Origin of the sequence: Prevotella sp. LCP21S3_D2 (assembly GCF_052118345.1) — a bacterium.
Classification (GTDB): domain Bacteria; phylum Bacteroidota; class Bacteroidia; order Bacteroidales; family Bacteroidaceae; genus Prevotella.
This window is the reverse complement of record NZ_JBQKHJ010000007.1, coordinates 13,444-25,928: the sequence shown is the minus strand read 5'-3', so window position 1 is coordinate 25,928 and position 12,485 is coordinate 13,444. Positions and strand designations below refer to the sequence as shown.

The 12,485-nt window shown below is 43.8% G+C and carries 6 protein-coding genes; all 6 read left to right on the top strand.

Annotation, left to right across the window (positions count from 1 at the left end):
- The first annotated feature begins 6 nt into the window (after nucleotides 1–6).
- The 6 genes from ACTQ16_RS06550 (at nucleotide 7) to ACTQ16_RS06525 (ending at nucleotide 12,472) form a co-directional block, all read left to right on the top strand.
- Nucleotides 7–1,056, top strand: a complete 1,050-nt coding sequence (locus tag ACTQ16_RS06550; protein WP_441932873.1) for a DUF5627 domain-containing protein — start codon at nucleotides 7–9, stop codon at nucleotides 1,054–1,056.
- Between the two features lie 41 nt (nucleotides 1,057–1,097).
- Complete coding sequence (locus ACTQ16_RS06545; protein ID WP_441936705.1) at nucleotides 1,098–3,323, top strand: endo-1,4-beta-xylanase; 2,226 nt, start codon at nucleotides 1,098–1,100, stop codon at nucleotides 3,321–3,323.
- Nucleotides 3,324–3,803: 480 nt separating this feature from the next.
- The gene (locus ACTQ16_RS06540) at nucleotides 3,804–5,303 is read left to right on the top strand and encodes a glycoside hydrolase family 43 protein (protein WP_441936704.1); all 1,500 of its coding nucleotides are present in this window, start codon (nucleotides 3,804–3,806) and stop codon (nucleotides 5,301–5,303) included.
- 268 nt (nucleotides 5,304–5,571) lie between these two features.
- Nucleotides 5,572–7,011 carry a DUF1593 domain-containing protein gene (locus ACTQ16_RS06535; protein WP_441936703.1) on the top strand — a complete coding sequence of 480 codons (1,440 nt, stop codon included), beginning with the start codon at nucleotides 5,572–5,574 and terminating at the stop codon, nucleotides 7,009–7,011.
- 223 nt (nucleotides 7,012–7,234) lie between these two features.
- Nucleotides 7,235–9,106, top strand: coding sequence for a sialate O-acetylesterase (locus ACTQ16_RS06530; RefSeq protein WP_441936747.1), 1,872 nt, complete (start codon nucleotides 7,235–7,237; stop codon nucleotides 9,104–9,106).
- A 264-nt stretch (nucleotides 9,107–9,370) separates the two neighbouring features.
- Entirely contained in the window at nucleotides 9,371–12,472 is a 3,102-nt protein-coding gene (locus tag ACTQ16_RS06525; RefSeq protein ID WP_441936702.1) for a SusC/RagA family TonB-linked outer membrane protein, read from the top strand.
- The last annotated feature ends 13 nt before the right edge of the window (nucleotides 12,473–12,485 follow it).

The window sequence follows — 12,485 nt, the reverse complement described above, 5'->3', positions numbered from 1 at the left end:
AAAACAATGAAGATAAGCAAATATTTGTCCATGGCTGCATTGGGAATCTTGGCTTTAGGCTTTAACTCTTGTGAGAATGGCGACCAAGAATTTCCTGATTATGAGGGCGGTACTACTGTATATTATCCTTATCAGTATATCGAACGTTCTGTAGTTTTAGGCAATGATGAGAATCGAGATAATACGGATGATAACAATCATGTATTGTATATCGTATCTACAATGGGTGGAGCATATAATGGAAAAAACATCACATTGAATGTAGATGTTGATAATTCATTGTGTGACAATCTGTATTTTGAGGATGGAGTCACTCCTGTAAAGCCAATGCCTAGCAATTATTATACAATTCCTACCAAGACGGTTGCGTATAATGGGAAATTGCAGGGACGTCTTCAGGTTAAGTTGGAGGATGCTTTTTTTGCTGACCCTGATTGTGCAAAGAATACATATGTAATCCCAGTTCGCATCAAGGAAATGGTGGGAGCCGATTCTATTCTTTCGGGTTCTCCTGCCGTTGCAGGTTCAACTCCTGTTCGTACTGATGCTTCAGCTTGGTCTGTTGTTCCTAAGGATTATATCCTTTATTGCGTTAGGTTTATGAATCCATGGGATGGCTATTATTTCCGTAGAGGAACTGACAAGATTACAGAGAATGGACAAACTAAAGAGGTAAAGCGTGAAGGTGCAACTCTTGAAAAGGATGAAGTGAGTCGAATTACAACCAAGAGTTTGAAGGAATGTAATTTCGAAGTCTCTGTAAATAAAGCTGACGGCTCTAAGGTCACTTGCAACTTGAAACTTACGTTCGATGATAATGGTAATTGTACCGTTACTTCTGATACAGAGGGTATGACTGCTTCTGGTTCAGGAAAGTTTGTTGAAAAGGGAGCTAAGTTGGCTTGGGGTAACAAGGATCGTGACATCCTGACTCTCAATTACAAGGTTGATTTCGGTTCTGGTATTGCATTGGAAACATCCGATCAGTTCGTTGCCGAGACTCGTGGTAACACCAATGGTGTTGTTCAATTCAGTCCTCAGTATATCAAGAAGTAATATTCTTGATAGATAAGTGTCATTCTAATAATTTGATTATTATGAAATTGAAAAATATTAATTTAGGTTTAGGCTTGATGGCTCTCTTGGCTTTGTCTTCTTGTGCTGATGACAAGTTCTCGGAGTACAGAACTGATATGACCAAGAATTTGAAGGATTATCAGTATCTGAATAACTACGAGCCTTTGAAGAAATACATGGAAGATATGAAAGCTGCCGGCAAGTGCAATCCCGACTTTAAGTTGGGCATTGCGCTCGAAGCAGCCGAATTCAACAAGCAGGGACTTGTATATTGCCTTGCTGGTAGCAATTTCAATGAAATGACTGCTGGTAATGCCATGAAAATGGCTTCTTGTGTGAAAAATGATGGCAGTATGGATTTTTCGTTAGTCAAGGAGTTCGTCAAGAATGCGCAAGATGCAGATATGACGATTTATGGTCATACGCTGGCTTGGCATGCTCAGGCAGCCAATAAGTACCTCAAAAATCTTATCAAGGATAAGGAGTTGCCACCTGACCCAAATGGTGGAAACAAGTACTTGGAGATTGCTTGTGGCGAAGCTGGTGTCAATAAATGGGATAAACAGATTAGTTATGTGTTGCCTAAGGCATTGGTTAAGGGACAAAGTTACGTGATGTCCGTTAAGGTAAAGGCTTCGGATGGTGGAACTTTTGCTGCTTGGCCTATTTGGGAAGCAAGTGATAATAAAAACCAATGGGGTGGTAGTAATGATGTTCAGTATATGGCTGATTATGACATCACTAACGATTATTCTACTTTGACTTGGGAGTTTACTGCCAATTTCCCTATTGATAAGCTTCAGTTTGTGTTCGGTAACGTAGGAGGAACCATTTCTTGCGATGACTTTAAGTTGACGAAAGCTGGTTCTGATGAGAATCTTATTGAAAATGGAGACTTTGCAAAAGAGTCGGCTCATGGTTGGACACCGACTGGCTGTACCATCAAGGTGGCTTCTGCAGCCGCATCTGTCGAGGTAGAACAACTAGTTAATGAGCAAACCTATACTGATGGACCTTTCCCATTCTATGCTATGGGATGCGAACCACCTGTTGTGAATGGTGCTATCCATTTTGTTCCAACAGGAGCTTGGTCTCAGTTCTTTGTTATGCCAGGTAGCAACAATACGCTATCTGAGGGTAATTATGTGGTTTATCTTGACTTGTCTGCTTCAAAGGATGCTAGTGGAGTAGAATTGACTATGCAGAATGGTTGGGGTGCCAGTGATCAGGCTATTACTGTAAAAGTACCTGTTTCTGCTGGTCGTCATAACGTAAAACTTCAGATGCCTAATATTGCTGGAGGTAATTATGATATTATCTTGAAACCACAGACTGCAGATGCTACTTTGGATGTACATTCTGTTCAGGTTTGTCAGGTCAAGAATCTCAACTCCATTCCTCTCACCGATGAAGAGAAGAAAAATGTTCTTACCACTGCCATGGGAACTTGGATTGATGGTATGATGGAGGCTACTGATGGTTATGTCACATCTTGGGATGTTGTGAACGAGGCCCTTTCTGGTGCCGATAAAGATGGTGATGGCAAGTACGACTTGCAGTCTGCTAAACGAGGCAACGTTTCAGCTGACGATGCAAAGAACAATTTCTACTGGCAGGATTATCTTGGCGACCTCGACTATGTTCGCTTAGCCGTGGCTGATGCTCGCAAGAGTTTCGCCGACCATAATGGTGACCCTGAGAAATTGAAACTCTTCATCAATGATTATAACCTGGAGAGTGATTGGGACGACAATGGCAAGTTGAGGAGTTTGATTCAGTGGATCAAGGATTGGGAGGCTGATGGTGTTACCAAGATTGATGGTATCGCATCTCAGATGCATATCTCTTGCTATGCTGATCCTAAGACTCAGGAAAATAAGAAAAATCATATCGTCAAGATGTTGGAGTTGATGAAGGAAAGTGGCAAGCTTTGCAAGATTTCTGAACTTGATATGGGTTACGTCGATGCCGCTGGCAATTCTGTAACTTATGATCAGATGACCGAGGAACAACACAAGGAAATGCGTGACCTCTACACCTTCGTTCTCCAGAAGTACTTCGAGATTATTCCTGCTGCTCAGCAGTATGGCATCACTCAGTGGTGTGCTACAGATTCTCCTAAGGATTCAGGTTGGCGCAAGGGTGAGCCTACTGGTCTCTGGGATCTCAACTATCTTCGCAAGCATACCTATGCAGGTTTTGCTGCTGGTCTTGGCGCTCCTGAATATTGGAACGACGCCAAGTAATTACTCTAAAAGACATTAGTTTTAGGTTTTATCATACAAAGATTAACCCAAAAAAGATGTTAGTCGTTAAGGTTGGCTGTGTTGTGATGACACGGTCAACCTTTTTTATATAGTATAAAATGTTGCTTTATTAGGAAATAGATTATTTTATATCCCTTTTCCCTTTTTTCATAAACTATTTGTAACACCACATAAAGTTATAACTGACTTTTTATACTATCTTTGCCAACAGATTAGAGTAACCTCTCAATCTTATAACTGAATTTATTAACTTAATAACAAATTGTGCTTATGAAAAAAGTTATTTACTTTGCTGGCAGCATATCGCCATTGTGGATGATATCGCCAAGACTATCATGACTAACATAACATTCATAGGTATTATGGGTGCTATTCTTTCTAGTGACAAATACTCACATAAATATAAATTTAGTGTAAAACATAAGTTCTATATTAATGTAGGACGATAACAGTTTACGTATGAAAAAGAAAAATATCCAGACCTCCATTTTATCAATGGTCATTGCTGCATGTATGATATCTCATCAGCAAAATGCGCAGGCCGGAGAAAATCAGTCCCTGCAAAATGATTCCGTACCTTATGTAACCATGCCGGACGTATCCCCAAAACTCACCACAGGAGATGGAAATCCCCTGCTGGATTTTATGTTTACAGCGGATCCAACTGCAGTAGAATATAATGGCAGAATTTATGTGTATGCAACAAACGATCAGCAACAATATGATTCAATAGGCGGTTACGGAAAAAACTCCTACGAATACATCAAATCTCTGGTGATGATGTCTTCCGATGACATGACAAACTGGACCTATCACGGAATTATTAAAACAGACAGCATCGCCCCATGGATACAAACATCATGGGCACCGTCGATCGCAAAACGTGAGGAAGCGGACGGCAAGACTCACTTCTACCTCTATTTCTCCAATAGCGGGGGTGGAACCGCAGTGCTGACATCCACATCCCCCATAGGACCGTGGTCAAGCCCGCTGAATCATAGTTTGGTAGACACAAACACTCCCGGCATAGCAGGAGAATGTAAAGCTGCTTTCGATCCGGGTGTAGTCATCGATGACAAAGGAAAAGGTTGGTTGACAGTAGGCGGAGGATGTGCTCGCATTATGCGTTTGGGAAAAGACATGATTAGTGTGGATGGCCCGATAAAGCCCATTCGGGCTCCCCATCATTTCGAAGCTAACGAATTAAACTACATCAACGGCACATACGTTTATACTTATAACATAGATTGGCAAGATTTTAGCGACTGGCCTCTCCCGACAGAGAAACCAACCACCTGTTGCATGAGTTACATGATTAGCAAAACTCCGCTGGTAACCAAAAGTTGGAAATACCAGCACAACTATATGAAAAACCCTGGAGATTATGGATTTGACTACAGCAACAATCATACACATCTACACAAATTCCGCGGGAAATGGTATGTATTCTATCACACAATGAGTTTGCAACATAGTTTCAATACAACAGCTGGTTTTCGTAATGTTTGTGTCGATGAAATACAAGTTGACGAGAATACTGTGAATATCCACATGGGTAATCAGACTCTGAAAGGCGTAAAACAGATACAGCCTATGAATCCGTTCATCATCCAGCAGGCCGAAACCACAGCTGCCACACAAGGCGTCAAGTTCACAAATGGAAAAAGCATCGGGGACATGTATGCCGTTACCGTTCCCAACAAGACTGGCATCATTGCTGTCAGAGGTGTGGAATTCAACAAAGTACCTTCCAGCCTGGAAATTAAGGCATCCGGAAACGGAATCATAGAAGTTCGCCGGGATAGGCCGGACGGAGAAGTCATAGCTTCAATCAAAGTTGGTACCCCGCAAATGAAACTCATAGAATCCCAACTTCAAAAGAATATGACAGGCACAATGGACCTCTGTTTTGTCCTGAAAGGAAACAATATCACATTCGACGAATGGAAGTTCAAATGATACCTTCCTGATGACAAGGAGGGTGCATTGCCCATTATGATGCACTCTCCTTAACTTCCTGTACGTATCCCGCGCTGAGGAGACTTTGCATGGAAGCTGTGCTATCGTTGGATTCTCTTGTTTGTTTTTGCAACACTAAGATAAGTGAATTCTTCGACATGGCAAAATCCTGGGCCGCTCGGCTCTGCCGCTTGACTTGTTCAAGAACTTTTTGCTGCTCAGGTGTTTAAAAAGTTTAATTTATAATAGTGTTGCGTAATTAAGGACTATGGGACATATTATTAAACTACAATGGAAAATCGCTGGAATGCTGGGCATCTTGCTTCTATGTTCAATGCAAACTGCAGCGAAAAAAGTTGCGGATTCCTCCCTGAAACCACGTATTGTCGTACTTACGGATATTGCACCGACAGACCTTGAACCCGATGATATGGAATCAATGGTCCGCCTGCTGGTCCATGCTGACCTTTATGAAATAGAGGGACTGGTTGCGACAGGAGGATGGAACAGCTGCGGGAGATCTTATCCGGACGAATGGATGGAAAACATGCAGAAAGTAATTAATGCCTACGAGGAGGATCTACCGAATCTAATGAAACGAGCCGGACAAAAGGGTTTCCTGCCAGTAGAAAAGGAAGCTGGCAAACAAACGTTGGGTTATTGGCCAAGTGCTGCCTATTTGCGTAGCAGGACTGCATTTGGCAGCAGAGATTTAGGCGTAAGCAAACTTGGAGAGGAGAATCGCTCACAAGGTAACCAAATGATTATCGACCTGGTTGACGAAAAGGACGACCGTCCCTTATGGGTTATGGTTTGGGGCGGTGCAAATACACTGGCTCAAGCGATATGGACTGTCAGGCAGGAACGAAGCGAAACGGAAGTTAGAAAGTTTCTGAATAAGTTGTGTGTTTATACAATTACAGACCAAGATGTATGCGGAGGTCCCCCTGTGGATTATGCCTTCAGTTCTCATCAATGGATCCGCAAGACTTGCGGCAAGGATATCCGCTTTTTCTGGGACGACAGCGCCTGGATCGTGCAGAACGCCATAGGAAGCCAGAATTGGAACGAATACGCAACTCATATACAAAATCACGGGAATCTAGGGAAAATATATCCGAAAAACAAATACGGAGTGGAAGGCGACACTCCTTCTTTCCTACATGTAACCCCAAATGGATTAAACGATCCGACCGTATGTAGCCAGGCAGGTTGGGGTGGCTATTTCCGATGGGGACTGTCACCAGACAGTCTGACAACATGTTACACAAATGCAGATCCGGCAGTCAGATGCATATCGGAGAAATATGAAAAATACTTCTATCCCGCAATATTCGCCAACTTCATGGCACGTATGGATTGGGCTGCATACGGCAAAGGAAACCGTAACCCGATAGTTATCGTAAATGGTGAAAAGGGATTGAACCCGATTATAATTGAACCAGAAACAGAAGAGGAACTCCAATTAAACGCTTCAAAATCTGTGGATCCGGATAAAGATAAACTGACATTCCACTGGTGGATATTGCCGGAAGCGGGTACTTACACCTCAACGGTAAGTATCAGAGAGGCAGACAAAGCTAATGCCTTTCTACGTATCCCCCAGGATGCGGCAGGAAAAGAACTGCATATAATCTGTGAAGTGACAGACAATGGGACTCCGGCACTGACCAGTTACAGAAGGGTCATCATCCGCCCAAAACGATGACAGGTCAGTAAACGAACATATTGCTATTTTAAACCAGATATACAATGAACCCACCACCCCTGACTGTCCCATCCCTCAAAACTTGGCGAGACATTCAACCTTTCTGGGCAGCGATAAACATAACTATAAAGGCAATCTTATCAGAAATAGAAAAAAGATAATTCAGTAATTGATATTTAACATATAACAAATGAGACATTTAATAATTATCGTATTTTTTTTCATGAATCTGTGCCTTCCTATGGGGACACAGGCAAGTAATGGGGGCAATGTAAGCCCCGATCCAAATTTTCAAATTTATCTATGTTTCGGACAGTCAAACATGGAGGGTAATGCCGCCATCGAAGACATCGACCGAACAGGTGTGAATCCAAGATTCATGGCAATGTATGCCGTGGATGATGAAAAGGCTGGATGGAAAAAAGGACAGTGGCATACTGCCGTTCCTCCTCAGGCACGACCAGACACTGGCCTTACTCCTGTAGATTATTTCGGAAGAAAGATGGTGGATAACCTGCCAGACAGCATCAAGGTGGGAACCATCACCGTGGCGGTGGGCGGTGCCAGCATCGACCTCTTCGACAAGCGTACCTGTAAGGCGTACCTGAAGAAGCAGCCCGACTGGATGAAGAACTTCGCTTCCAAGTATGACGGCAATCCATACGCCCGACTCATCGAACTTGCCAAGATTGCCCAGAAGCAGGGCGTTATCAAGGGTATCCTGCTGCATCAGGGTGAAACCAACAATGGCGATGCCAACTGGCCTAACCGTGTGAAGACCGTGTATAACGATATTCTGAAAGAGTTGCACCTGAAGGCAGAAGATGTACCTTTGCTCGTGGGCGAAACCGTTCAGAAAGACCAGGGCGGCAGCTGCTGGCAGCATATCGCCATTGTGGATGACATCGCCAAGACCATCCCTACTGCCCACGTCATCTCTTCCAAGGGATGTCCGCAGCGTGGCGACGGATTGCATTTCATTGCCGAAAGCTATCGCACCATGGGTAAGCGTTATGCCAACATGATGCTCTCGCTGCTCGGTATCATTCCGGATGCCAACTATCCGCGTGTGGACAAAGACCGCCGTGCCTACGTCAAGCTTCACGCACCGGAGGCAAGGCAGGTAATCTTCGACATCTGCGGAAAGAAGTATCCGATGAAGAAGGATCTGGATGGCGACTGGTATGGTGTTTCTGACCCATTGGTAGTAGGCTTCCACTATTATTTCCTGAATGTGGATGGTGTACAGGTAGTAGATCCAGCCAGCGAAACCTATTTCGGCTGCTGCCGAGAGGCGAGTGGTCTGGAGGTTCCTGAGGGAGCCGAAGGCAACTACTATCGTCCTCAGCAGGGAGTAGCTCAGGGTCAGGTTCGTTCGGTATCTTACTATGCTGCATCTCAGGGCAAGTTCCGCAGAGCCATGGTTTATACGCCTGCAGAATATGAAACCAATCTCACCAAGCGCTATCCAGTGCTCTATCTGCAGCACGGAATGGGAGAGGACGAGACGGGCTGGAGCCATCAGGGCTATATGCAGCACATCATGGATAATCTCATTGCCGAAGGCAAGGCTGAGCCTATGATTGTGGTAATGGAGAGCGGTGATGTGAAGCAGCCTTTCGTACCACGTCCTGGCAAGGATGTAGATGAGGAGCGCAAGCTCTATGGTGCTTCTTTCTACGATGTGATTATCAAGGATCTGATTCCGATGGTAGATAAGAAGTTCCGCACCTATACTGATAGAAACCATCGTGCGATGGCTGGTTTGTCATGGGGCGGTTGCCAGACTTTCAACACCGTGTTGCCGAACCTGGATAAGTTCTCAGCCCTGGGAACTTTCAGCGGAGCGCTTTTCGGTGTGGATGTCAAGACCTGCTTCAATGGCGTTTTTGCCGATGCAGCGAAGTTCAACAGTCAGATAAACTATATGTTCATGGGCTGCGGTTCTGAAGAGAACTTCGGCACGGAGAAGATGGCGAAGGATTTGAAGGATCTGGGCATCAAGCTTGATGTCTATGTTTCTCCAGGCACTCATCATGAGTGGCTCACCTGGCGCAGATGTTTCAAGGAATTCGTTCCTCATCTGTTTAAGTAACACGACAAAAAATCAATAAGCTGATATTTTAAGTTGAATCCCGAAGCGGCATGGCTGCTTCGGGATTTTTTAATGTTATATTTATATTATCAAATGTATCATTTGGGATTTTGTTATTTTTCAGAAAGTATTTGTAACATAAAACAAAGCTATGTAACAAAATAAATCTTAATTTTGCAGCGTGCTTCTTTAACAAAGAAAGCTATTTATTTAAAATGTACAATCGTAAACTTATAAAAATAAATAATTTTAATCTATTCTCTTATGAGGAACTTTAAAAAGATTGAAAAGCCGTTAGCGTTGCTATCCTTTCTCTGTTTATTCCCAGCTGGGATGTCGGCTCAGAGTATTGTAAAAGGAGTAGTTACAGATCCAAGTGGTGAACCTATCATTGGTGCTACAGTGAAAGCTGCAGGCAGCAAGCTGGGTGTGATTACTGATTTGGATGGTAAGTTTAGCATTGATGCTGCACCTGATGCAACATTAACGATTACCTATGTGGGTATGGAGCCTAAGACCGTGAAAGCTCAGGCTGGTAAAATGCTTACCATTACCTTGAAGGATGATTCTAAAGTTCTGAATGATGTCGTTGTCATCGGTTATGGCGTTCAGAAGAAGAGCGACCTGACAGGTGCAGTTGCATCTATCAAGAGCGATGATATCAAGGGCTTGTCAGCTACCGATGCCGGTGCTGCCCTCCAGGGTAAGGCTGCCGGTGTACAGATTATTAATTCGGGTGGTCCGGGTGAGGCTGCCGATATCCGTATCCGTGGTTATTCTTCTAATAGTGGTAATATCGGTCCGTTGCTCATTGTCGATGGTCTGAAGGTGGATAACATCCAGTATCTGGATCCATCTATGATTGAAAGCATGGAGGTATTGAAGGATGCCGCTTCTGCTGCCATCTATGGTGCGCAGGCAGGTAATGGTGTCGTTATCATCACAACCAAGACGGGTGCTGCCAATGGCGGTAAGGCACAGATCTCTTATAGCAGCAAGTTCACTATCCAGTCGTTGGGAAAGAAGGCTGAGATTTTTGATGCTCCTGAGTATATCGAGTATCACAAGTATTTGGGCGATATTGATGATGCCTTGCTCCAGAAAAACGGTTATAATGGACAGAATACCAACTGGTATGACGAGGTGTTTGAGAATTCCTTGGCTCACCAGCATAGTCTCACCTTGCAGGCAAGTAACGGTAAGGGACGTTTCCTCGCTAGCTTGAATATCTTGAACAATGATGGTATCGTTAAAGGTAGCAAGGATACTTATAAGCGTTTCACTGGTCAGATCAATGCCGACTATGATATCTATAAGTGGTTGAACGTGACTACTAATACATCTTTCGAAAAGTGGAAGACCAAGGGCGTGACCAAGGGTTATGGTTCATTGCTGAACTCTGTGGTTTCTATCGATCCTTTGACTCCAGCATATATCAGTAATGTGGAGGATTTGGCTCCTGGCATGAAGGCACAGGTAGAAGCCGGTGGCCCAGTTCCAAGAGATCCAAGCCATAACAATGACTACTATGGTACTTCTAAATATGTAGATGATGCTACTGGTAACCCTCTCTATCAGCGCGACCGTCATGACACATGGAATTCTGGTATCAATGTACGTGGAACCGTTGCTGCCAATATCAAGCCATTCAAGGGCTTTACATTTACTTCTCGCTTAGGTTATCGTATCACTCAGAGTAACTATCATAACTACGAGACTCCATATTGGTTATCATCTATGGCACATAGTGAAAACTATACCATTGAAGCGAATACCAATAATGGTTTGTACTATCAGTGGGAGAACTTTGCCAACTATATGAATACATTCGGCAAGCATACAGTGGGTGCGATGGCAGGTATGTCGTTTACCAAGAATCATTGGGATAATAGTTCCATCAGTTCTACAGGAGGTAACATACTCACATCTTATCAGCCAAACTTCCATTACATCAACTACTTGTTGGCTGATGCAACCAAGAATGTAGGTAACGCTCCTTCAGATGCAACAGAGTTATCTTACTTCGGACGTTTGAGCTATAGCTACGACAACCGTTACTTCCTGCAGCTCAACTTCCGTCGTGATGCCTTCGATACATCGAAGCTTTCCAAGAAGGCTCGTTGGGGTAACTTCCCATCTTTCTCTGCGGGATGGTCTATCAGCAACGAGAAGTTCTTCAAGGATCATATCGACCGTGATGCCGTTTCCTTCCTGAAGCTCCGTGCATCATGGGGTCGCAATGGTAACGTCAATATCCTGAGCGGTTATCCATATTCTTCTCCTATTGCACTCAACCAGAGCTTCTATCAGTATAATCCGTCTATCGGTGATGGTAAGCTTACCTATGGTTCCAAGCCAACTGGTCTTGCCAATCCTGACTTGACGTGGGAGACATCTGAGCAGGTGGACTTGGGTCTTGATGCTCGTTTCCTTAACGACCGTCTTACCTTGGGTGTTGACTGGTATCGCAAGACTACCAAAGACCTCTTGATTGAGATTGCTCCTCTTCCAGAAATCGGTGTCAACAAGAGTGTTGTTAATACAGGTAAGGTACTTAACTCTGGTCTTGATTTCGAGTTGGGTTGGAGAGATAACATCAAGGACTTCAAGTATAGTGTGACCGTAAATGGTTCAACTCTGAAGAATGAGGTGAAGGAGGTTTCTAACCTTATAAGCCGTTTGACCGAAATAGGTATTGATGGATTCAATAACCAGCTTAAGCCTACATTCGAGGCTGGCCATCAGGTATGGTATTTCCGTGGTTACAAGTATGCAGGTGTAGCCGAAGATGGTAGCGCTCTCTATTATAATAAGAATGGCGAAACAACTTCAGCTCCAACCGATGAAGATAAGCAGGATTTGGGCTCAGCTATTCCTAAGTTTACTTATGGTATTACTCTTAATGCAGAATATAAGGGCTTTGACCTCACCGTATTTGGAACAGGCGCTGCTGGCAACAAGATTTACAACTTGATGGTTTCTGCAGACCGTCCGTTGATCAACGGTATTGATACCTACTGGAAGGATTCTTGGAGAGCAGACCGTACCAATGCCAAGTATCCTGATATGAAGAAGGTTGCTACAGACTGGAAGTTCTTCAGCTCTGATGCAGCTGTGTTCAGTGGCTCGTATTTCAAGATCAAGCAGATTCAGTTGGGCTATACATTGCCAAAGGCTATCACTAGCGTGGCAGGTATCAGCAATCTTCGTGTATATTGCTCACTGGATGATTTCTTCACCATCACCAAGTATCCTGGTGCTGATCCGGAGACCGCTTCTATCAACAGTGGTGCCTCTCGTGGTTTTGATAATGGTACTTATCCAACTTCCAAGAAGGTGGTATTTGGTATCAATGTAACATTCTAACCTTTAATATTCA

Bases quoted from the DNA above. Each gene is read 5' to 3' on its own strand.
- ACTQ16_RS06535 (WP_441936703.1), top strand. From the start codon at position 5,572: ATGGGACATATTATTAAACTACAATGGAAAATCGCTGGAATGCTGGGC.
- ACTQ16_RS06545 (WP_441936705.1), top strand. From the start codon at position 1,098: ATGAAATTGAAAAATATTAATTTAGGTTTAGGCTTGATGGCTCTCTTG.
- ACTQ16_RS06530 (WP_441936747.1), top strand. From the start codon at position 7,235: ATGAATCTGTGCCTTCCTATGGGGACACAGGCAAGTAATGGGGGCAAT.
- ACTQ16_RS06540 (WP_441936704.1), top strand. From the start codon at position 3,804: ATGAAAAAGAAAAATATCCAGACCTCCATTTTATCAATGGTCATTGCT.
- ACTQ16_RS06525 (WP_441936702.1), top strand. From the start codon at position 9,371: ATGAGGAACTTTAAAAAGATTGAAAAGCCGTTAGCGTTGCTATCCTTT.
- ACTQ16_RS06550 (WP_441932873.1), top strand. From the start codon at position 7: ATGAAGATAAGCAAATATTTGTCCATGGCTGCATTGGGAATCTTGGCT.